19 protein-coding genes are annotated in these 21,868 nt (G+C 65.0%); 6 read left to right on the top strand and 13 right to left on the bottom strand.

Annotation, left to right across the window (positions count from 1 at the left end; genetic code table 11):
• Positions 1 to 69: 69 nt before the first annotated feature.
• The 4 genes from KUW00_RS16690 to speB all read right to left on the bottom strand — a co-directional run bounded on the left by KUW00_RS16690 (position 70) and on the right by speB (position 4,868).
• Positions 70 to 1,710 carry a 5-guanidino-2-oxopentanoate decarboxylase gene (locus KUW00_RS16690; RefSeq protein ID WP_222517091.1) on the bottom strand — a complete coding sequence of 547 codons (1,641 nt, stop codon included), beginning with the start codon at positions 1,708 to 1,710 and terminating at the stop codon, positions 70 to 72.
• On the bottom strand, positions 1,707 to 2,426 hold the full coding sequence (locus tag KUW00_RS16685) for an HD domain-containing protein (protein ID WP_222569650.1): 720 nt from the start codon (positions 2,424 to 2,426) through the stop codon (positions 1,707 to 1,709). The genes KUW00_RS16690 and KUW00_RS16685 overlap by 4 nt, the downstream gene beginning before the upstream one ends.
• A gap of 13 nt (positions 2,427 to 2,439) precedes the next feature.
• A complete protein-coding gene (locus tag KUW00_RS16680) occupies positions 2,440 to 3,825 on the bottom strand; it encodes a YjiH family protein (protein ID WP_083970496.1) in 1,386 nt (461 codons plus the stop codon).
• Positions 3,826 to 3,917: 92 nt separating this feature from the next.
• Positions 3,918 to 4,868: an agmatinase gene (speB, locus tag KUW00_RS16675; RefSeq protein WP_045993646.1), complete on the bottom strand. Its 951-nt coding sequence runs from the start codon at positions 4,866 to 4,868 to the stop codon at positions 3,918 to 3,920.
• Between the two features lie 231 nt (positions 4,869 to 5,099).
• Between speB and KUW00_RS16670 the strand changes: the two genes are divergently transcribed.
• Complete coding sequence (locus KUW00_RS16670; protein ID WP_222517089.1) at positions 5,100 to 6,602, top strand: sigma-54 interaction domain-containing protein; 1,503 nt, start codon at positions 5,100 to 5,102, stop codon at positions 6,600 to 6,602.
• 30 nt (positions 6,603 to 6,632) lie between these two features.
• On the opposite strand, the gene KUW00_RS16665 is transcribed toward KUW00_RS16670, so the two are convergent.
• Together KUW00_RS16665 and KUW00_RS16660 are read right to left on the bottom strand one after the other, a co-directional pair.
• Positions 6,633 to 7,148, bottom strand: a complete 516-nt coding sequence (locus KUW00_RS16665; protein WP_222517088.1) for a DUF805 domain-containing protein — start codon at positions 7,146 to 7,148, stop codon at positions 6,633 to 6,635.
• A 160-nt stretch (positions 7,149 to 7,308) separates the two neighbouring features.
• Positions 7,309 to 8,223 (bottom strand): mechanosensitive ion channel family protein, encoded by a 915-nt coding sequence (locus KUW00_RS16660; RefSeq protein WP_108449236.1) that lies wholly within the window; start codon positions 8,221 to 8,223, stop codon positions 7,309 to 7,311.
• Positions 8,224 to 8,489: 266 nt separating this feature from the next.
• Here KUW00_RS16660 and KUW00_RS16655 point away from each other — a divergent pair, with 266 nt between their 5' ends.
• The 3 genes from KUW00_RS16655 to KUW00_RS16645 are packed head-to-tail and all read left to right on the top strand — an operon-like array spanning position 8,490 to position 11,890.
• Positions 8,490 to 9,878 carry a YfcC family protein gene (locus KUW00_RS16655; protein ID WP_045993637.1) on the top strand — a complete coding sequence of 463 codons (1,389 nt, stop codon included), beginning with the start codon at positions 8,490 to 8,492 and terminating at the stop codon, positions 9,876 to 9,878.
• Positions 9,879 to 9,886: 8 nt separating this feature from the next.
• Positions 9,887 to 10,588 carry a DUF1028 domain-containing protein gene (locus KUW00_RS16650; protein WP_222569649.1) on the top strand — a complete coding sequence of 234 codons (702 nt, stop codon included), beginning with the start codon at positions 9,887 to 9,889 and terminating at the stop codon, positions 10,586 to 10,588.
• A 51-nt stretch (positions 10,589 to 10,639) separates the two neighbouring features.
• On the top strand, positions 10,640 to 11,890 hold the full coding sequence (locus KUW00_RS16645; protein ID WP_222517086.1) for an allantoate amidohydrolase: 1,251 nt from the start codon (positions 10,640 to 10,642) through the stop codon (positions 11,888 to 11,890).
• A 180-nt stretch (positions 11,891 to 12,070) separates the two neighbouring features.
• Here KUW00_RS16645 and KUW00_RS16640 read toward each other — a convergent pair whose 3' ends face one another.
• A complete protein-coding gene (locus tag KUW00_RS16640) occupies positions 12,071 to 12,820 on the bottom strand; it encodes a FadR/GntR family transcriptional regulator (protein WP_108133555.1) in 750 nt (249 codons plus the stop codon).
• Positions 12,821 to 13,121: 301 nt separating this feature from the next.
• Here KUW00_RS16640 and KUW00_RS16635 point away from each other — a divergent pair, with 301 nt between their 5' ends.
• Positions 13,122 to 15,374: a putative bifunctional diguanylate cyclase/phosphodiesterase gene (locus KUW00_RS16635; RefSeq protein WP_222517085.1), complete on the top strand. Its 2,253-nt coding sequence runs from the start codon at positions 13,122 to 13,124 to the stop codon at positions 15,372 to 15,374.
• A gap of 17 nt (positions 15,375 to 15,391) precedes the next feature.
• Here KUW00_RS16635 and KUW00_RS16630 read toward each other — a convergent pair whose 3' ends face one another.
• From KUW00_RS16630 to KUW00_RS16615, 4 genes are all read right to left on the bottom strand, one after another.
• Entirely contained in the window at positions 15,392 to 16,135 is a 744-nt protein-coding gene (locus KUW00_RS16630; RefSeq protein ID WP_045993634.1) for an SDR family oxidoreductase, read from the bottom strand.
• An 82-nt stretch (positions 16,136 to 16,217) separates the two neighbouring features.
• Complete coding sequence (locus KUW00_RS16625) at positions 16,218 to 17,180, bottom strand: SMP-30/gluconolactonase/LRE family protein (protein WP_222569648.1); 963 nt, start codon at positions 17,178 to 17,180, stop codon at positions 16,218 to 16,220.
• Between the two features lie 88 nt (positions 17,181 to 17,268).
• The gene (gene dgoD, locus KUW00_RS16620) at positions 17,269 to 18,417 is read right to left on the bottom strand and encodes a galactonate dehydratase (protein ID WP_045993632.1); all 1,149 of its coding nucleotides are present in this window, start codon (positions 18,415 to 18,417) and stop codon (positions 17,269 to 17,271) included.
• 69 nt (positions 18,418 to 18,486) lie between these two features.
• Positions 18,487 to 19,302, bottom strand: coding sequence for a FadR/GntR family transcriptional regulator (locus KUW00_RS16615; RefSeq protein ID WP_222517084.1), 816 nt, complete (start codon positions 19,300 to 19,302; stop codon positions 18,487 to 18,489).
• Between the two features lie 283 nt (positions 19,303 to 19,585).
• Between KUW00_RS16615 and KUW00_RS16610 the strand changes: the two genes are divergently transcribed.
• Complete coding sequence (locus KUW00_RS16610; RefSeq protein WP_222569647.1) at positions 19,586 to 20,518, top strand: Rpn family recombination-promoting nuclease/putative transposase; 933 nt, start codon at positions 19,586 to 19,588, stop codon at positions 20,516 to 20,518.
• 72 nt (positions 20,519 to 20,590) lie between these two features.
• Here KUW00_RS16610 and KUW00_RS16605 read toward each other — a convergent pair whose 3' ends face one another.
• Complete coding sequence (locus KUW00_RS16605; protein WP_222569646.1) at positions 20,591 to 21,406, bottom strand: hypothetical protein; 816 nt, start codon at positions 21,404 to 21,406, stop codon at positions 20,591 to 20,593.
• Positions 21,387 to 21,827, bottom strand: coding sequence for an excinuclease ATPase subunit (locus tag KUW00_RS16600; protein ID WP_108133500.1), 441 nt, complete (start codon positions 21,825 to 21,827; stop codon positions 21,387 to 21,389). Before KUW00_RS16600 ends, KUW00_RS16605 begins: the two co-directional genes overlap by 20 nt.
• Between the last annotated feature and the right edge of the window lie 41 nt (positions 21,828 to 21,868).

Here is a 21,868-nt window from a genome sequence, read left to right as displayed (position 1 = left end):
GATAAAAGGGGCGGACAAAAGGAGCAAAAGGGCCGGCGCCGTGGCGCCGGCAAAGGGGTCGTTGCTCGATCAGGCCACCGCGGCGTTCCATGCCGTGGCGTCGATTTCGATCAGCATCGGGCCGTCTTCGGGGCGATGGGCGATTGCTCGGGCGAGGCCGGCGGGGTTGCCGACCCGGGTCGCCGCACAGCCGAAGCCGGCCGCCAGGGTCTGGAAGTCCGGTGCCTGGATGTCCACGCCGAGGCGGGTGACGCCGGCGTTGTCCATGAAGCGGCGGATTTCCTCGTAGCCCTGGTTGTGCCACAGCAGCACGATGACCGGCAGCCTTTCCTCCACCGCACAGGCAAGCTCGGTCAGGGTGAACATCACCCCACCGTCGCCCACCAGCGCCACCACCGGCAGGTCCGGCTGGCCGAGGCTCGCGCCCATGGCCGCGGGCAGGCCGTAGCCGAGAGTGCCGTAGCCGGTGGACGCGTTGAAGAAACGGCGCGGCGCGTCCTGGCTGACCAGATGGTTGGCGGCGTAGGTGGTGGCGCAGGAATCGCCCACCAGGATCGCCCCCGGCAGGCTCTCGCGCAGGGTGTCGAACAGCGGCACATAGGGGCGGAAGGCCGGATCATCGGCCAGCGCCAGGGCGCTCAGCGCATCATGTGTACGCTTGCGGCCATCGCGCGAAAGCTGCTCACCGCCGAGGCGCTGGTCGCAGCCGGTGGCCAGCGCTTCGAGGCTGGAGGCAGCGTCGGCCACCAGTGCCAGGTCGGCATGCTGGTTGCGGGCAAGCTGCTCGGGGTCCAGGTCGATGCGAATCAGTCGACCGTCGAGGGTAAAGCCGTCGTCGAACACCACGTCATAGTCGGTCTCGCCAAGCTCGGTGCCGATGGCCAGCACCACGTCGGCTTCATGGGCAAGCTCCCGCACCGCTGGCAGCGAGGCGTTGGCGCCCAGATCCAGCGGATGGTCGCGGCCGAGCAGGCCCTTGGCGTTGATGGTGGTGACGGTGGGGGCGTCGAGGCTCTCGACCAGACGACGGGCGGCGTCCGGGGCATCGACGCAGCCGCCGCCGAGCAGCACCAGCGGGCGCTTGGCGTCGACCAGCCAGTCGAGCGCCTGCTCGAGTGCGGCGGGGGCCGGTGCGGCCTTGGCCAGCGCCGTGCGGCGCGTGCTGACAGGCTCGCTGACCGGGGCGTCGAACAGGTCGATGGGGATCTCGATATGCACCGGGCCGGGGCGGGCGCCATCGAACACGGCGAAGGCACGGGCCAGCACCTCGCCGAGGCCGTTCGGGTCGAGCAGGGTGTGGCTGAAGCGCGAGACGCCGGCCATCAGCTCGCGTTGGCCGGGGAGTTCGTGCAGCCGGCCCTGGCCGCGTCCCAGGGTGTCGCGGCGGTTGACGCTGGAGATCACCAGCATCGGCACCGAGTCGGCCAGGGCCTGGCCCATGGCGGTGGCGATATTGGTCATGCCGGGGCCGGTGATGATGAAGCACACGCCGGGCTTGCCGGTGGTGCGGGCGTAGCCGTCGGCCATGAAGCCGGCGCCCTGTTCGTGGCGCGGGGTGACGTGGCGGATGCCACTGCCCTGGTGGTCGTGTCCATTGCCGCCTTCGAGGCCACGATAGAGCTCGATGGTGTGGACGCCGGGGATACCGAAGACGGTGTCCACGTCGTAGGTGTCACGCAGCAGACGGATCAGCAGTTCAGCGCAGGTCATGCGGTACTTCCTTGAGACGGATCAGGGGCTTGAGACGAGTCAGGGGCTTGAGACGAGTCAGGGGCTTGAGACGGATCAGAGGCTTGAGACGAGCCAGGGGCTTGAGACGAGCCAGGGGCGAGGGCGGGGTCCGGGGCCACCGAGTAGGGGGCTCTTGCGAAGATCCGCCTGACCATGGGCTCGAAGTGCGCCAGCGGCAGGGTGTCGTAGGCGGGGTCGAAGGACGGGCAGTCCCAGTCACGACAGAAGGCTTCGCAGTCGTCGAACCAGGGATGGCCGCGGAATTGCTCGCGGGCATCCTTGTTGCCGCCGACCTTGTCCCAGTAGTAGTGACCCTGGAAGACGTCGTGATGCTGGACGATCCAGTGGGTCTTCTCGCTGACGAAGGGGCGCAGGATCGAGGCAGCGAAGGCGGCGTGGTCGAAAAGCGCCAGTTCGTCGCCGATGTCGTGGACCAGGGCGGCGACGATCATCTCTTCGTCGGCGCCGGCACGTTCGGCCCGGGTCGCGCTCTGCAGGCAGTGCTCCAGCCGGGTGATCTGGTAGGGCTGGTGGCCCTCGCCCAGCCGGGCGAGGGTGTCCAGTACGCTGTCGGCGAGGCCGGCCAGGTAGTCGGCGTCGTGGGCGGCGATCACTGCCCAGTCTTCTGCCGTGCTTTGGTCGATGCGGGTGAAGGCCGCCTTGCCGACGGCGTGAGCATCGTTTGGGTCTGTCATGTGGTCCTCCCGATCAACCCACCAGCCAGTGGGCCATGACCACGATGATGGGCAGAGTGATGGCGGTGCGCAGCAGGAAGATCACCACCAGTTCCCACAGCTTGAGCGGGATCCGTGACTTCAGCAGCAGGGCGCCGATCTCTGACATGTAGATCAACTGGGTCAGTGACAGACAGGCGATGACGAAGCGGGTCAGTTCGCTCTCGATATCGCTGGCCAGTACCGCCGGCAGGAACATGTCGGCGAAGCCCACCAGGGTCGCCGGCGCGGCGGCCTCGGCCTCGGGCAGACCCATCCACTCGAGCACCGGCACCATCGGCATGGACAGCCAGGTGAACAGCGGAGTGAACTCGGCCAGTACCAGCGCCACGGTACCGATGGCGATGACCAGCGGCAGCAGCCCGAAGAAGATGTCGGCGACGTTGAACAGTGCCAGGCGGGCGAGCTTGAGCGGGCCCGGGGCGGTCTCGGCGCGGGCCACGGCGATGCCCAGGCTGTAGCGCAACAGGCTCTGGTTGCCGGTGTTTTCTTCCTGGATCTGGCAGCCCACCGGCTCGTAGTAGGTGTTGGCCTTGCGTGACAGCGGCGGCAGGCGCGGCACGATGACGGCGGCGACCAGTCCGGCGACCACCACGGTCAGGTAGAACGGCACGAACAGGTGGTTGATGCCGATGAAGCTGGTCACCAGCAGGGCGAAGGCGATCGACACGATCGAGAAGTTGGTGGCGATGGCCGAGGCCTCGCGGGCGTTGTAGAAGCCCTGCTCGTACTGCTGGGTGGTGATCAGTACGCCGACGGTGCCGGAGCCCATCCAGGAGGCGGTGGCGTCGATGGCGCTGCGCCCGGGCAGCCCGAAGATCTTGCGAAAGGGGGTGCGCACCATGGAGCCGATGAACTCCATGAAGCCGAAGTCCACCAGGAAGGGCAGCAGGATGGCGGCGAAGAAGAAGAAGGTCAGCAGCACCGGCGCCAGGTCATTTAGCATTACCCCGCCGGTGAAGGAGGCGGTGACCATCTCCGGGCCGACCTGGAAGTAGGTCATCAGCGCGAAGGCGGCGCCGAGGGCGCGCATCACCACCCACAGCGGAGCGATGTCGAACAGCTCCTTCATCGCGCCCTGGCGGGCCCAGCCTGGTTTGGTCAGCTTGACCACCAGGGTCAGCACGATGGACAGGGTGAGCACGACGGTGGCGATGGCGGGCAGGGCGTCGCCAAGGGTGGCCTTGAGCCAGTCGGCGGCCAGACCCATGCCGATGTTGATGGTGTCACCGACCGAGAAGGGCACCAGGAACAGCAGGATGCCGATCAACGACGGGACGAGGAACTTGATCAGACCATGGGTGCTTAGCTTGCCCCCGTCGGTCGTGATCTTGTCGGCAGAATGCAGGTGGGAGGACATGGGCGATCACTCTTTGCTGTTGTAATGGTCGGCGCCCTGACGCGGGCGCCTCGTTGGCTGTCGCCAGGGCCACTCCCTGGCCCTGTGAGGATTCAGTCGCGGCGCGCGACTCCGGGGAGCACGCACAGCATTTCATAGAGCAGGGTGGCGCCCATCAGGGCGGTGTTGCCGCTGGGGTCGTAGGGCGGGGAGACTTCGACCAGGTCGCCGCCGACGATATTGAGCCCCTGGGCGCCGCGCACGATCTCCAGGCCCTGGGCCGAGGTCAGGCCGCCCATTTCCACCGTGCCGGTGCCGGGCGCCACCGACGGGTCCAGGCCATCGATGTCGAACGAGATGTACACCGGGCCATCGCCCATCTGCTCGCGCACCTCGGCCATCAGCGGCTCGAGCGACTTGTGCCAGCACTGTTCGGCCTGGACCACGCGGAAGCCCTGCTGGCGACACCAGTCGAAGTCCTCGGCGGCGTAGCCGGTGCCTCGCAGGCCGATCTGGACGACCCGGTTGGCGTCCAGCAGCCCTTCTTCCTGGGCACGGCGGAACGGGCAGCCGTGGGCCACCTCTTCGCCGAACATGTGCTCGTTGACGTCGGCGTGGGCGTCGATATGGATCAACCCTACCGGGCCATGCTTCTTGGCGATGGCACGCAGGATCGGCCAGGTCAGGGTGTGGTCACCGCCCAGGGTCAGCGGCACGCAGTCGTGGGACAGGACGTCGTCGTAGAAGCGGCTGATGATGTCCAGGTTCTTCGGCAGGTTGAAGGTGTTGATCGGCACGTCGCCGATGTCCGCCACCTGCAGGCTGTCGAAGGGTGCAGCACGGGTGGCCATGTTGTAGGGGCGCAGCATGCGCGATTCGTCGCGGATCTGGCGCGGCCCCAGTCGGGTGCCCGGGCGGTTGGAGGTGCCGATGTCCATGGGAATGCCGATAAAGGCGGCGTCCAGACCCTCGGCGCTGGTCTGGGTGGGCAGACGCATCATGGTGGCAGGGCCACCGAAGCGCGGCATCTCGTTGCCGCCGAGAGGTTGATTGAAGTCGCTCACAGGGAACTCCTGGCATCGTGGATGGGGACGGTCGCGGCCCTGGGCCTGACGGTTGTTATGGGTGATGCAGACGTCGTGCCATCTTTTAAGCATTTATACTAAAGATGTAATAGAGGTGCAGGGATTCCAAGGGAAGGTCTGCTGTGGTGATAGACGTGATCCAGAAGTGAATCGCGATCCCGACGCATCGTGATACACTTCTGAATCAATGATGCATTTATGGATCGCTGGATGAGCGACGACGACACCAAGATTCTCAAGACCATCATCGACACCGCCCACGACCACTTCTTCATCGTCGCGCCGGATGGTCGTATCCGCGACGTCAGTCCCGGGGCGGCGGCGGTCTACGGCATGTCCTGCGAAGAGCTCTGCGCCACCAGCGTGCAGCGGCTCGAGGCCGATGGCGTGCTGACCCCGTCGGTCAGCCTGGAAGTCATTCGCAGCGGGCGGCCGGCCCAGCTGGTCCAGCGCACCGGCACCGGACGCAGGGTCATCGCCCAGGCCCATCCGGTATTCGAGGGTGAGCGGCTGGTGGCGGTGGTCAGCCGCTCCATGGACTTGACCGATCTGCAGCTGCTGCAGCAGGAGTACGCGCTGTTGCAGCGCCGCTTCAGCGAGCACTTGCGCCGGGGCCATGCGCTGGAGAGCGACAGCGAAGCACTCGAGGCCGAGCTCGATGACCTGGAGGTGAAAAGCCAGCTGATGCGCGAGGTGGCGCTGCTGCTCAAGCGGGTCGCGCCCACCGACGCCACGGTCTTGATGCTGGGCGAGTCCGGGGTGGGCAAGACCGCTTTCGCCCGCCAGCTGCACCGTTGGAGTTCTCGCCGCGATGGCCCCTTTATCGACGTCAACTGCGCCGCCATCCCTGAAAGCCTGTTCGAATCGGAGATGTTCGGCCATGAAAAGGGCGCGTTTTCCGGCGCCGCGCCGGGGGGCCGCAAGGGGCTGATCGAGCAGGCCGAGGGCGGCACCCTGTTTCTCGACGAGATCGGCGAGTTGCCCCTGGCGGTGCAGACCAAGCTGCTCAAGACCATCCAGGACGGCAGTATTACGCGGCTTGGGGACAGGGCCCCGCGACGGGTCGACTTTCGCCTGGTGGTGGCCACCAATCAGGACCTGTCGGCACGGGTCGAGCAGGGCCTGTTTCGCCTGGATCTGTACTACCGGCTGAACGTGATTCCGGTCACCCTGCCGCCCCTGCGCGAGCGCCGCGAGGATATTCCCGGCCTGGTCGAGCGCCAGCTAAAGCGCCTCAATCGGCGTTATGGACGCGACAAGATGCTGGCGCGAGACGTGTGGCAGGCACTGATGGGCTGGGATTGGCCGGGCAATGTGCGTGAGTTGGAAAACACCCTGGAAAGGGCCTGGTTATCCAGTGACGATGTCATCCAGGGCGATCTGCTGGTGCCGCCCACGGGGGCCTCGTTAGGGCCGCTCGGCTCGCAGCAGCGTGAAGCGCAGCAGACGGCGGCGTCTGTCACCGGAGCCTCCGCTGCGCTGGCTGATGGCGCTACTTCACCCGCGACACTATCCGCACCAGGTGCAGCGCGACCCGAGCTGCCGCTTGCCCGGGGCGAGGGCCTGAAGGCCGCCCTGGCCCGGCGCGAGCGTGAGATCCTTGCCGACTGCTGCCGTACCCTTCCCACCACCTACGCCATCGCCGAACAGCTGGGCATCAGCCAGCCAAGCGTGGTGCGCAAGCTCAAGCAGCATGGGTTGCGGATCGGGTGACTGGTGATGAAGGGCCGAGCTCTGCGGCACTTACTGACGGAAGACGTAAAAGAACCCGACCCAGGTGGCCAGGATCAGCAGTGGCTTCAACACCAATACCGCACCGCTGGTGGAGCCCTGTTCGTCGTGCTCGGTGTCGCTGGACTCCCCGGGCTGCATGGCGAGTACCACCGTCAGCAGCAGGTTGGCGCCGGGGACCAGCAGCATCAGGCTCCACAAGCCCGCCTGGCCCAGGTCGTGCAGGCGACGAGTGCCGTGGAGCACCAAAGGCTGAAGGCTGATGACAACCCACCAGATCCCCAGCAGGCCTGCCTTGATCGTCAATGCGTCCTCGAGGGCGGGGGCGGTGATGGTGGTCGCCCACAGGGCGGCATAGTAGAACGATAGCGCCAGGGTAGCGTTGAGACAGAAGTCGAGACGACTCTCGCGCCCCGCCAGGCTGTCGAACCAGTAGCCCGGCAACACTCGCCTGAGCTCGAAGGCCTGGGGCGATGAGTGACCGGGGGCGACAGGGTCGTGAAATCCGGGAGCAGTAGGGCGATGCATCGGTATCTCGTCCTGTAGATCCAGCGTGATGCCGGTGTGCAGTTGAGGGAGACTGGTTCGATAAGCTGCGTCCTTCCGACTTGAATCCTACCCATTTTCTCCCTTGGTCTAGATAGGCGATCACGTAGTTTCTAGTACGAACCGCGTAAATAGTGCTGGTTCATAAGTCTGGTGGGCGACCTGCTTCCGAAGGATGGAAGCGTTCGGCCTCTGCCTGGTCCTTGAACACCAGAGTGCGGTAGGGGAAGGGAATCTCGATATTGGCCTCATCGAGCGCGCGCTTGATGGATGCCACCACCTGATCGCGGGAAGCGCGGATGTCGACGGGGCGGGACCCGGTCCACCAGGCCACCTCGAAGTCGATGGAACTGGCGCCGAAGGCCTTGGCGAAGACCTGCACCGCACGTACGTCGCTGCGCACCGAGTCCACCTCGGCGACCGCGCCCTGGATGATCTCGCGAGCCTGGTCCACGTCCTCGTCGTAGGCGACGCCAACGATGATGGATGTGCGCCGGATATCGCGGTTGGTGCGGACGATGACCGGCTGCTGGAACAGCAGGGCGTTGGGCACCACGATCATCTGGCCGTCGGTGCGGCGGATACGGCTGTCGCGCACCGTGATCTGCTCTACCTGACCTTCCACGTCGTTGGCCTCCAGGGCGATGTGGTCGCCGATCTGGAAGGGTTCTCGCCACAGGATCAAGAGGCCGGCGAGGAAGTTCTCGAACACGTCCTTGAAGGCGAAGCCGATGGCGATGGAACCGAGGCCCAGGGTGGTAAGGGCCTTGCCGGGAGTGACGGTGGGGAAGATCAGGGTGATGGTGATCAGAAGTCCCCCGAGCCAAAGACAGAGCCCCGTCAGCATGGTCAGGACATCGCGCAGATTGCGTCGGAGCTTGGCCTTGTCGGCCACCCGCGCCACCAGGGCGCGGCCGAATCTCGCCACCAGCCAGGTCACCAGGATCAGCAGCAGGCCGGCGGCCAGTCGTGGGCCAGCAGAACCAATGTCTGACAGGTAGGCCTGAACCTCTCCCAGCAGCAGCGACACGAAGGGTAGTTGTTCCAGTTCTTCCATCGCATCCTCCCGGGCCATGTTCAGGCGGCGGGCGCACTATCCTGCGCCCTTGTTGCTGAGCATAGCGGGGCGCCAGGCAAATCGCGCGTCACCTGCCAACGCTGGCAGTCCGGATACCTCGTCGGTTCCGACTTGACCCTCTATTTATCATGATAAATACTTTTGTTCATCTGGAGGTGGCCGCGATACGCTCGCGGCGTCACTCCATCGCCAGGCCTTCTTCGACAAACGATCCAGAACGGTTCTTCCACAACAAGGACAACTCCATGAGTGCCCACGACCAGACGCTGAAAGAGCGCAAGAAGTGGTATCGCACGGTGCCAGACCCGATGGTGCTGATCTTCCTGATCCTGCTCGCCACCTATGCGCTGACCTTCATCATTCCCGCCGGCGAGTTCGAGCGGGTCATGCAGGATGGACGCACCCGCGTGGTGCCGGACTCCTTTCATTATCTGAGCGACGTGGCGGCGATCTCGCCTTTTGACATCTTCGTGGCGATTCCCAAGGGCTTGAACGCGGCCTCGCTGTACCTGTTCATCGTGTTCATCGCCGGCGGGCTGTTCCATATCCTTCAACGCACCGGCGCCCTCGAGAACGCCATCGGGGTGGCGGTCAATCGGGTCGGCGTCGAACGGCGTAACGTCATCATCACCGCCGGCACCTTCATCTACGGCTTCTTCGGTGTGGCCGTCGGCTTCGAGAACAATATTGCGCTGGTGCCCATCGCGGTGCTGATCGCCAGCGCGGTGGGCTGCTCCAGCCTGGTGGGCACCACCATGGCGGTGGGTGGCATCGGCGTGGGCTTTGCACTGTCGCCGATCAATCCCTATACCGTGGGCGTGGCCCAGGGCATCGCCGAGCTACCGACCTTTTCCGGCGCCTGGCTGCGCGCCTTGCTGGTGCTGACCTCATTGGGCCTGTTGTCCTGGTATATCTGTCGCTTCGTCACCCGCATGGACTTCGAGGAGCCCAACGACGCCAAGGCCATGAGCAAGTCGCTGGACGAGTACCACATGAGCAAGCGCGACAAGCTCACGCTGGTGGTGTTCGTCGGTGGCCTCGCCGCCATGCTGGTGGGGGTCTTTACCCAGGGCTGGTACATCAATGAGATCGCCGGCATGTTCCTGCTGATCGCCATCGTGATCGGCATCGTCAACGGCCTGTCGGCCAACGAGATCGTCAAGCAGATGATGGAGGGGGCATCCGGCGTGACGGCGGGCGCCCTGGTCATCGGCCTGGCCGCCTCGATCCAGGTGATCCTCAAGGACGCCCAGATCATCGACACCATCGTCTACGCCCTGAGCGGTCTGATTCAGGATATCCCGGGGGCGCTGTCGGCGATCATGGCCAGCGTCGTCCAGGGGGTGATCAATCTGTTTGTGCCATCCGGCTCTGGCCAGGCGCTGGTGACCATGCCGATCCTGGTGCCGGTGGCCGACCTGGTCGGCATGAGCCGCCAGCTGATGATCACCGCCTTCCAAGTGGGTGACGGCCTGACCAACCTGATCGTGCCGACCTCCGGTGGCACCCTGGCGATGCTGGCGCTGGGCCGGGTGTCCTACGAGAAGTGGCTGAAGGCTATCCTGCCCTTCATGGCGCTGGTCTACCTGCTGTCCTGGGGTGGTCTGGTGATCGGCCATATGGTCGGCTACTAGGTCGCGCCATGACACTGTCGCTGCTGCATGTTCATCCGGCTACCGGCACGGTAGCCGCCCTCACCGCCACCGGAGGTGTGGCGGTGGGCGGCTACGTTCACCATGTGTGGCGTGGCGTCGGCGCCTGCGCGACCCAGGGGCGGGTTACCCACCCCTGGTATCCCGACGGTGTCCGCCGGGCGCTGGAACGGGGGGAGGATGCCCGCGGTGCGCTTGCCCGGCAGGTCGACGCCGACAAGGGTGCCTCGTTGCGCCAGTGCCTGGTGATGGATGCCCGGGGGCGCTCAGCGCTGCATAGCGGTGCCGACAACCTCGCCACCGTCGATTCCTGCTGCTACCCCGGCGTGGCCGCGGCGGGCAACCTGCTGGCCAGCGCCAAGGTGGTCGAGGCCCTGGCCCACGCCTTTGTCGACACCTGTTGTACCAACGCCGACGCCGTGCGCCAGGGCGCAACGCCCGAGTACCGCGACGACTATGAGGCGTACCTGCTCGAGGGACTGATCGACGCCCTGGAGGTCGCCTTGGTAGAGGGAGGCGACGTCAGAGGCACGCGCTCCGCCGCCCTGCGTATCGAGTCGTTTACCCAGGCCCCCCTCGATCTGCGTGTCGATTGGTGTGAGGGCGATATCGCGGGCGAGTTGCGCGCCCTGGCCAGGCGTGTGCGCGCGCCAGCCTTTGCCGACTTTCTGGCGTCCCTGCCGCGTCGCTGACGCCATTCCTTCGTTATTCCGGTGCCTCAAGGCACCCGATCTGGAGATATCATGACCGCTGACCACGAGACCATGACGCTCGGCGCACAACTGCTCGAGCGCCTCGACGAGGCTGCGTGTTTCTCGGAGCCTGGTGCCGGCGTGACCCGGCTGTTCTGCTCGGAGCAACACCGCCAGGTACTCGAACTTATCGCCGATTGGATGCGCCGGGCCGGACTTGAGCCCGAAATGGATGCCTCCGGGAATCTGGTTGGGCGATGCGACAAGGCGCGCGCCGGCGCGCGCACGCTGATCATGGGGTCACACCAGGACACCGTGGTCGAAGGTGGCAAGTATGACGGCATGCTCGGCGTAGCGCTGCCGCTGCTGGCGCTGGAGCGATTGAAGAAGGATGGGATCGAGCTCGACTACGGCGTCGAAGTGGTGGCCTTCGGTGATGAGGAGGGGACCCGTTTTCAGTCGACGCTGATCGGCAGTCGTGCCCTGGCCGGTACCTTCGATCCTGCCAGTCTGGAGGCCAGGGATGCCGATGGCATCAGCGTGGGCGAGGCGCTTCGGGCCTTTGGTGGTGATCCTGAGCAAATTCCGTCATTGGCCCGAGATCCTGACTCGGTGCTGGGCTTCGTCGAGGTCCACATCGAACAGGGGCCGGTGCTGGAACGGCGCGATCACGCTCTCGGCGTGGTGACCTCCTTGACCGGGATCGAGCGTCACCGGCTGACGGTTGCCGGCAAGGCAGGCCACGCCGGCACCACGCCGATGCCGGGCCGTCGCGATGCGCTGGTGGGGGCTGCCGAGATGATCGCCGAGGTCGACCGCATCCTTAACGCCACCGAGGATTTTGTCGGGGTGGTGGGTAAGCTGGAGGTACGCCCCAACGCGGTCAACGTGATTCCTGCCGAGGTGGTGTTCACCCTCGAGCTGCGCTCTCCCCACGCCGAGGTTCGGCGTCGTGGTCGCGAGGACATTCTGGCCGCCTGCCGACAATTGGCACAGGCGCGCGAGTTGTCACTGACGGTGGAGACGACCTATGAGGCCGAGGCGGTGGCCTGCGCGGACTGGCTGATCGAGGCCTTGGGGGATGCCTGCCAACGGTGCGATGAGCCGGCTGATCTGCTGTTCAGCGGCGCCGGTCATGACGGTCTGGCGATGTGCGACCTGACCGGTATCGGCATGTTGTTCGTGCGTTGTACCGATGGCCTGAGTCACCATCCGGACGAAGCCATCACCGCGGCCGACGGTGAGGCGGCCACTCGTGTACTGATGCAATTTCTCAAGGACCTGACCGTGAAGGAGCAATAAGCGTCGCCGAGACTCGCACCTCCGCAACTACTAGGCGCTGTCCGAAAAGTCGACGAGCGAAGGTTAGACAAGGCAAAAATCGGTGAGAAAGCGCAGTTTACGGGGTGTAAATGAGCATTTTGATCCGATTTTTAACGCCGTATTACCGAGCGCAGGCACTTTTCGGACGAGCCCTAGTGGTTAACCTTCGTTGAGAAACCCGCGTCTTACCTGCGCCTCGTTGTCGTGCATCACCGCCTGGGCTTCCAGCAGATGCTCGCGCATCAGGGTGCGGGCGCGTTCTCCGTCGCCGGCCTCGATGGCGTCGAGCAGCCAGGCGTGATACTGGCAGCCGGCGGGACCGATATGATGGTCGCCGGGCTCGTACAGCCGCCGATAGACGGTAAGGTCGGACAGCACCTGGGCGGTGAAGCGGATGATGAAGGACAGCAAGGGGTTGCCGCCGGAAAGCTGCGCCAGTTGTTCATGAAAGTCCAGCGAGTCGATGTGCTGCTGGCGCTCGGCGTCCAGGTCACAGGCGGGCTCGGCGTAGCTCGCAAGCGACTGGCGCAGCCTGGCGATCTCTGAAGCCTCGACCTGCCCCGCCAGCGAGGCTACCAGCTCCGGCTCCAGCGCCAGGCGGATCTGGTAGATGTCGCGGATCGAGATGTCCTTGAAGTACAGATAGTGGCTAAGCAGTGAGATGGCGCGGGATTCGCTCATTTCCCGGATAAACACGCCGCCGCCGGGTCCGGTACGCGTCTCGACCAGCCCCTGGGCTTCCAGCACCCGGGTGCTTTCACGAACGGTGCCCTTGGAGGCGCCGAGGATCTCCATCAACTCCGCCTCACCGGGCAGGCGATCACCCGGTGACAGCTCGCGTTCGACGATCCAGCCCTTGATGGTCTCTGCCAATTGATAGGGTCGTCTGCGAGGTGTCGATCCGGTCATGTTGGTCTCTCGTCGGTGATGAAACCACAGCATATCAGAGCTCATGACGGACTGGCCGCCACCTCGTCGGTCAGGGCTGCCGCGACTGCGCAGGGCTGGACGGCAAAGATTTTGTGAATATTAGTTACATTTAGTAACAGTATGGCTATTCTAGAAGCCAAAGGGTGAAGCCTGTGCCTGAAGTGGCCTAAGCCGGTTAGACCGCAGTGCCCGTGAGGGGGTTACGGGTGACTTTATCTGCCACTCTGTGTGCAGCGTTTGTGTGGTGGTGGCGCCATCGACAATCTGTGGAGGCCTTTCGATGTCCTTTCGTGCTCGGCTACTGCTGGTGATGCTGGTCCTGACCATCGGGATCCAGCTGGTCGTGTCATGGGCGGTACTCAGTGCGCTCAAGACGACCGCCATGGAGCAGGGCGAGAAGGAACTGGGCGTGGCCTCCGGCGTGGCGCAAGCCCTGCTCGATGGCTGGGGCCAGCAATTGCTGCACAGTGTGGATCTGCTGGTGGAAGATCCGCGTTTCCGCGAGGCCATCGACCCGCTCGACAGCGCGGTGCGAGTGGACGTGCTTGGCGAGTACGCGGAGCGCATGGGTGCCAACATGGTGAGCCTGCTCGATGATGAGGGCCGTGTGATGGTGTCGAGCCATCATGATGCCGGGGCCACGGATGCTTTCCCTGACCTCCGGGATCAGGCGAGACGCACCGATGGGACCATCACCCTGTTCATTCATGATGGCGAGGCCTTTCAACTTGTCCTGCATCCGGTGCGGGGGACGACGTCCGTGGGCTGGCTGGTCATGGGGTTTCGCCTGGACGAGGACATGGCAACGGCGCTGTCGGCGCTGATTCGTAGCGACACCCATTTCGAGGTGCAGGTGGGTGAAGGTGAGGACGTTGGCCTTGTGGGGAGCGAGGGTCTGCGCCGAGCCTCGACGCTGTTCGAGGATGCAAAGGGGCGTATCCAGCTCGTGGTGGAACGTTCCTACGAGACTCTGCTGGCCGACTATCAGGCGATAAAGCGCCAGCTGGCCATCATCCTGGCGATCAGCCTGGCGCTGATGCTGGTGGCCGCCAGCTTGATCGCTAGAGGCGTGAGTCTGCCGCTGTTGCGGCTGGTCGGGGCGGCCAAGAGTGTGGGGCGTGGGGAACCTCTGGATCTCGATCGACTTCCCCGCAAGGGAGAATTTGGTCTGCTGTCCTCGACCATGCTGAAGATGCAGAACGACCTGGTGCGCCGGGAAGCCGACATTCGCAAGCGCTCACGCCAGGACCAGTTGACCGGGCTAGGCAATCGCCAATGCGCCAACGAGGATATCGAGGCTGCCATCGCCACCGGGCGTCCCTTTACCCTGCTGCGGCTGACCATCAACCATATGCGCCGGATCAACGACACCTTCGGCCATGACTTCGGTGATCAGGTACTGAGTACGCTGGCCGGACGCCTGGCGGATCTGCCGGCACCCAAGGCAGGGGCTTACCGTCTCAGTGGCGACGAATTCCTGCTGCTGCTGTCAGTGTCTCACCTCGACCCGCTGTGGCTTGAGGATACGCATCGTCGACTGACCCGGGCGATCCGTCTGGATGGGTCGCCGGTGACACTCGATTGCGCCATGGGCGAGGCGCGCTATCCGGAGCATGGCGGCGAGGCCAACCTGCTGCTGCGGCGGGCCGAGATCGCACTGGATCGAGCACGTCAGCTACGCCAGTCCTATCAGTGTTACCTGCACGGCCAGGACGAACGCCATCTGCGCCATCTGTCTCTGGTGCGCGATCTCCAGCACGCCGCCAGCAACGGTGAGTTCTCGCTGCGTTATCAACCCCAGGTGTCGGCCCTGACAGGACGGGCCCTCGGCATGGAGGCACTACTGCGGTGGGATCACCCCAGGCTCGGACGCATCCCTCCGGATGAATTCATTGCCCTGGCCGAACGCTCGGGGCTGATCCACCAGCTGACCCAGTGGGTCATCGACACCGGCTGCCAGCAGCTGGCCAGGTGGAGCGAGGCAGGGCTCAATGTGCGCCTCGGGGTGAATATCTCGGCCATGGACCTGCAGCAGCCAGGGTTGATCAAGCGGGTCGAGCGGGCGCTGGACCGCCATGGCCTGCGCGGCGAGTGTCTGTGCATCGAGCTCACCGAGAGCGCGCTGATGGAATCGCCGGAGATGGGGGCGCGCAAGCTGCAGTCATTGCGCGCCATGGGGGTGGAGCTGGCCATCGATGACTATGGAACGGGCTATTCGTCGCTGGCCCAGCTCAAGCGCATGCCGGTCCAGGAGCTGAAGATCGACAAGTCTTTCGTCATGCAGCTGGTGAAGGGGTCCGAGGACGACGTCATCGTGTCCTCCACGATCGAGCTTGCTCACCATCTGGGGCTCAGCGTGGTCGCCGAGGGGGTGGAAGACCAGACGGTGGCGGACCACCTGGCGGAGCAAGGCTGCCATATGCTGCAGGGCTTCCTGATTTCACGACCAATGACCGCCGAGGCCGCCACCGAGTGGCTGCGCAGTCGCGTCGGGGACGGCATCCGCGACGCCGCCAACGAAGAACTGCGCTGAGCCTTGACGACGCTGCTTCAGGCGAAGCCGCCATTGGCGCGGATGACCTGGCCATTGATCCACTCGGCCTCGGGGCTTAGCAGGAAGGCGATCACCGCGGCGATGTCACGCGGTTGGCCCAGTCGCTCCAGTGGTGGCATATGGGTGAACCTTTCGATCTGTTCCTCGGTCTTGCCCGAGCGGAACAGTTCGGTATCCACCGGTCCCGGCGCTACCGCGTTGACGGTGATCCGCCTGCCGCGCAACTCGCCGGCAAACACTCGGGTCAGCGACTCCACCGCAGCCTTGGTGGCGTTGTAGAGCCCGTAGCCAGGCAGATTCAGCGCCAGCGCGCTGCTCGACAGGTTGACGATTCGGCCGCCATCTTCCAGGCGCGAGGCGGCTTCCCTCAGGGTGTTGAAGGTGCCGCGCGTGTTGGTCTCGAAGTGCGTGTCGTAGTCGTCGTCCGCCGCCTCGGCGATGGGCACCGCCTTGAGCACGCCGGCATTGTTCACCAGCGCATCGACGCGACCGAAGCGCTGCATGGCAGTGTCGAAAAGCTGCGCCACTTCGTCGGTGCGTGAGATGTCTGCCTGAACGGCCAGCGCCGCGCCGCCCTGGGCCAGGATCTCCTCGACCAGGCCGTCGGCGACCTCGCGGTGATGGGCGTAGTTGACGATCACTGCATAGCCATCGTTGGCCAGACGCCGACTGATGTCGGCCCCGATACCGCGTGAGCCACCGGTGATGATGGCGACCTTGGGAGAGTCGGATTCGCTCATGCTTCAGGCCTCTGGGGGTGCGTCGTAAACCTGGGGGCGCCGCCGATGGACAAGCCGAAAGCGGCGGCATGTGAGCAGCGATTCAGCGCAGTGCGATCGGTGGATCATCGAGCCCACGTACGCCGGGAAGCGCTTCGCTCAGGTCGAACAGGAAGGTAGCGCCGTCCTGGCGGCCTTCCTTGTGTTCTCGCTGTCCTTCGGTGGCGGTGGTGATCAGCAGGGTGGTCAGCTCACGCCCGCCGAAGGCCGGGCAGGAGGGCTGGTCGGCGTTGACCCTGACATGACCGACCTCCTCGCCATCCGGCGTCAGCCGGGCAACCCGCCCTGACCCCCATAGCGCCAGCCACATGTAGCCATCGGCATCGATCACTGCGCCGTCCGGGTTTCCCGGGTCGTCGTTGAAGTCCGCCCAGGGTTCGGGCTCGGCCAATTGTTCGGGCCTTGCCGCCACCCCGTCCTGAAGGAAGGCGCCGCCATCCTGGCGCAACGGGAAGCCCTCGGCGTCGAGCGCCCAGCGCATGACCACCCCGGTGGCGGTGTCGGTGAAGTAGCCAAGGCGACCATCCGGTGAAAAGCACAGGGCATTGGGGATGGTGATGTCTTGCTTCAGGCAGAAGATCTCGCCGCGGTACAGGCGATAGAGGCTGCCGGCTGCGGCTTCGGCGGCCTTGCCCATGGTCGAGAACCACAGCCCGCCGTGGCGATCGATGCGCGCATCGTTGCTGCGCGTCACCGGGTTGGCAGCCTCGACCTCGCGCCAGGGTGACACGCCGCCGTGGGCGTGGTCGCGTTCCTTGAGGCCGTGTTCGGTGACCAGCAGATCATCACCGCTGGTCAAGGGGGCGGCGAAGGACACCAGCTCGTCCAGCGCCAGGGACCGATGATCGCCGTCTTCGAGGCGGTAGCGATGGAAGCGGCGCCCGAGGATATCGAGCCAGCGAAACTCGCCACGCCGGGCGTCCCAGCTGGGGCCCTCGCCGAGTTCGCAGGGTGCCTCGACGATGGCGCTAGCCTCGCCAAGGCAGGGGGATGCGGAACGGGACATGACGTCTCCTCGAACTTGGCGGATGGCACCTTGGAGCGCGCATCCACCAGGACTGTTGTCATTGTTCGGCAACGCGATCAGCCGTCGCTCACCACTCGGCGACGGAGCCGTCATCGTGTTGCCATACCGGATTGCGCCAGCGGTGTCCGACCTTGGCGCGTTCCTCGACGAACGCCTCGTTGATCTCGACGCCGAGGCCGGGCCCCTCGGGAATGGCACAGAAGCCGTCCTCGATCGCCAGCGCGTTCTTGTCGACCAGATAGTCGAGCACGTCGTTGTCCTTGTTGTAGTGGATGCCCATGCTCTGTTCCTGGATAAAGGCATTGTGACATACCGCATCCAGCTGCAGCGACGCCGCCAGGGTCAGCGGGCCCAGCGGGCAGTGGGGCGCCAGGGCCACGTCGTAGGCCGAGGCCAGGGTGGCGATCTTCAAGCCTTCACTGATGCCGCCGCAGTGAGACAGGTCCGGCTGGACGATATCGACCATGTTGTCGGCGAGCAGGTCACGGAAGGCGAAACGGGTGTGCAGGCGTTCGCCGGTGGCGATCGGGGTGGCCAGATCCTGGGCGATGGTCTTGAGCACCGGCAGGTGCTCGGGTGCCACCGGCTCCTCGATGAACATCAGGTGATAGGGCTCGAGCTCGCGCATCAGCGTCTTGGCCATGGGCCGATGGACACGGCCGTGGAAGTCCACCGCGATGCCCACGTCGGGACCGACGGCGTCGCGAGCCTCGGCGACGCGGGCGACCGCCTCGTCGATCTTGCGATGGCTGTCGACGATCTGCATCTCCGGCGTACCGTTCATCTTGAAGGCGGTAAATCCCTGATCGGTCAGTGCCTTGGCGCCGGCACCCACGTCGGCGGGACGATCGCCGCCGGTCCAGGCGTACATGCGCATGCGATCACGCACCTTGCCGCCCAGCAGTTGGTGCACCGGGACGCCGAGTTCGCGGCCCTTGAGGTCCCACAGCGCCTGGTCGATGCCGGCGATGGCGGACATCAGAATCGGGCCGCCGCGATAGAAGCCGGCCCGGTACATGACGTTCCACAGGTGCTCGATATTGCGCGGATCCTGGCCGATCAGGTAGTCCGACAGCTCGTGCACTGCGGCTTCCACGGTGGCGGCCCGGCCCTCGATGACCGGCTCGCCCCAGCCGTAGACGCCCTCGTCGGTCTCGATCTTCAGAAAGCACCAGCGTGGCGGAACCTGCCAGGTCTTGAGTCGGGTGATCTTCATGGTCGATGCCTCTTGTGGGGGCCTGCTTGGCCCGATGTCGATGGGGTTGGGTGAAGCGAGCGGACGGGCTTAAAGGTGTCGCGACGCCGGTGTCGTGATGCCACTGGCCGGGAGTGTCTTGTCCAGGTCACGTGCGGTGCGCTCGAGCAGCAGTTCCGTGGCGCGGCGGGCCTGCTCTGGCTGCCTCAGGCGAATCGCCTCGAGTAGCTGGCGGTGGCGCTCCAGGCTGTCGCTGAGTCCACGCGCATGGCCGCCTGCTGCGTCGTCCGTGGGGCCGTCAGAGGAACTCCCGGCATGGCGCTGCGAGCGCTGGATCAGGGCCACGATGGAAGGTCTCAACAGCAGCCCCATCTGGCGCCAGACCAGGTTGTGGCTGGCGCGATAGATGGCGTCGTGAAAGGCCACATCGTGCTCGGCGTGGGCCAGTCGCTGTGAGGCCGCATCGGCGGTCTCCTGCATGCCTTCAAAGGCGCGTTCGATGCGTGCCAGGTCTTCGCCGGAGGCGTTAAGCGCCGCCAGCTCGCCGATATAGGGTTCCGCTGCCAGGCGAAAGGCAAACACCGCCTCGACCAGTTGCGGGTGGGGCGCGTCCAGGCTGGCCATCCAGCCGCTCATCTGCGGATCCAGCAGATGCCAGTCGACGATATCGCGCACCACGGTGCCGCGACCGGCGGTGCGCTCGATCAGACCCGCCGCGCTGAGTTCGCCCAGGGCGTTACGCACCCGATTGCGGCTGGCCTCGAAGTGCTGGCACAGATCCAGCTCCCGAGGAAACAGATCCCCCGGCTGCCAGTGTCCCGACAGAATCGCCCGTGCCAGTACCTCGGCCAGCGCCGCGGCACCGCGACCCTCGGCGGGCCTCGGGAGTGAAGCGAGAGCGTCCATCCAGGCCTCCATAATGTTCGACGTTACTATAGTTAATGTCTGACATTTTAGGCAAGGCAGGAATGCCTCGAATGGGGTAGACCTTGGTGGAAGGCACGGTGCTGAACGCGTGCGCTTGTTAACTCGCCGATTAGTGGCTGCCTGATTCTCGGCAGCCGCCGTCATTCTGCCCCATGCAACTCACATGCTGGCCTTGTCTGTGCTGAAGCTTACGTGTGGGCTCGAGAAGAGTGTGATTAGCCGCCACGCTGCGATGCAGGATGTATTGACGGACCAGCCTGCCATGCGTGATAGACATGATCAGAGCTACAAGCTGCTGTTCAGTGAGCCCAGGGTGATACGTGACCTCTTGACCGGGTTCGTCGAAGGCGAGTGGGTCGAGCGGCTGGACCTGGACAGCCTGGAGAAGGTCAGCGGCAGTTTCGTGACGGATGATCTTCGCGACCGCGAAGGTGACGTGATCTGGCGGGTGCGTTCTGGTGATGATTGGCTGTACCTTTATCTGTTGATCGAGTTTCAGAGCAGCGTCGATCCCTTCATGGCGCTGCGCATCATGACCTACGTGGGTCTGCTGTATCAGGACCTGGTGAAGCAGAGAAAGTTGGCCAGCGAGCGCAGCTTGCCGCCGGTGCTGCCCATCGTCCTCTACAATGGAGAAAGACGCTGGAGTGCAGCGAAGGAGCTGTCCGAACTGATTCATCCCGTGGCGGCACAACTGGCTCGCTACCAGCCCTCGCAGTCCTATCTGCTGCTGGATGAAGGTGCGATCGTCGCCGACGAGCGCTGGCCCGCAGACACCCGCAACCTGGTTGCCGCCATCTTTCGGCTGGAGTATCACCACAGCCAACAGGACGTGATCGACACCATCGGCCAGTTGGTGGAGTGGTTGAAATCACCCGGGCAGGCTCGGCTGCGGCGCCACTTCGCGACATGGATCAAGCGCGTTCTGCTGCCCAATTGGGTGCCGGGCGGGAACGACGACCACGAGCAGTGGCAGGCGCTCAATGACCTTGAGGAGGTACACACCATGCTGTCGGAACGTGCCAAACGATGGCCTGAACAGTGGAAGCAGAAGGGACTCGAGGAAGGGCGCGAGGAAGGGCGCCTGGAAGCCGCGCGTAACCTGCTTGCGCGCACCGCCATGGACGATCGCGAAATCGCAGAGATCTGCGGACTCGAGCTTGAGCAGGTGGCGGAGCTGAGAAGACAAGCATGAGGCAGGACGGCAGCACATGAAGGCCCACATCCTGCTTTCCAGATGGCCCCATCCGGCGCCGATGACGCTCTCTCAATCGAATGTCTGTGGAAGCCCCGTCCAGTCCGGGAACTCCAATCCACCCAAGCACATCTCGATGGTCAGCCCGGGTTCACGGGCGCACAGGCTCAGGGTGAGGCGGTCATTCTGGGCCTGCCAGGCGTAGAGGGGATCGCCCGACTGCTGACTATTCGTATGGCTATTCGAATGGCTGTTCATGTCGGTCAGATCAAGCGCCATCAATGAGCCGATGCGGGTGGCAAGGACGTGGTCCGGGGGCTGGCCTTCGAGACAGCCGAGCTTGTAGCGGGCCTCGTACAGGGTCCAGGCGCGGTAGAAGGCTGCCAGGGCATCCGGCGCCCGCTGGATGGCCCTGCGTACGCTGGCTTCGGGCAGCGTCGCGATCAGGCCATCGAGGCGGCTTCGGTGACGCTGTCGCTGTCGCCGATCGGGACATTCGATATCCAGCCCTACCGGCACTTCGGCGAGCCCGACGACGACCAGGCTGCCGCTGTGGCTGAGGCACGCGGTCCAGGGCGAGGGTAGCCCGGGATGGCGAGGTGGTCCGGCACCGCGAGGGGACCAGCCCGCCACCGGGCAGTCAAAGCCGAGTCCGGCGGCGAGTCGGCTGAGCCGTTCACGGCCCAGGTGCGAGGCAGCCTCGCCGCGAATGCCTGCTTGAACGCGTCGCGGCTGTCGTCCGTTGTCGTGTCCTTGGCGTGCTTGCTGCGACCCAATTCCTTGTTCTCTCCCCCGTGCCGCACCCTGATCGGGCGTGCCGCTGGCCGGCAGTTCGGCGATGGCCAGCAGCAGGCGAGGGAGGCGAGCCTCAGCGCAGGGTGACGACATCGCCCTTCAGCGCGACACCGGCCATCAAGGCGCCGGCGTGGCACTCGTACTCGCTGGTCGAGGCGCGTGCGTTCCTGTCGTAGAAGCTCTCGATGTTGACTACGGCGTTGCCGCCCTGCTGGCGGGCACTATCCTGAAGCGCGATCAGCGCCGACAGCATGACCCAGCGACAGGCCTCTTCGTCGGTCTTGTTGAAGGCGTTGGTCTTGCGGCTGGTGACCACCTCACCGAAGTCCTGGCTGACGTTGCCGCCGGCATCGGCAAACACCAGGCGGATGTTCGGGTCCAGCTTCTCCTGGGCGGCCGGTGTGGCCAGGGCTTCCTGGATCGGCAGGAAGTAGGGGGTGTCCCTGGCTTGTGCGCTGGCGGCTGCGCCAAGGCCTGCGACCAGTAGCGTCAGTGCGAGGATTCCCTTTCTCATGGTGTCGTTTCCTTTCTTTTTGGTGGGAGGCCTGGTGGCCC

The organism is Halomonas sp. DP5N14-9, from assembly GCF_019802175.1.
Taxonomy (GTDB): Bacteria; Pseudomonadota; Gammaproteobacteria; order Pseudomonadales; family Halomonadaceae; genus Halomonas; species Halomonas litopenaei.
Note: the sequence above shows the minus strand (reverse complement) of the source record. Positions and strands in the feature narration are given on the sequence as shown.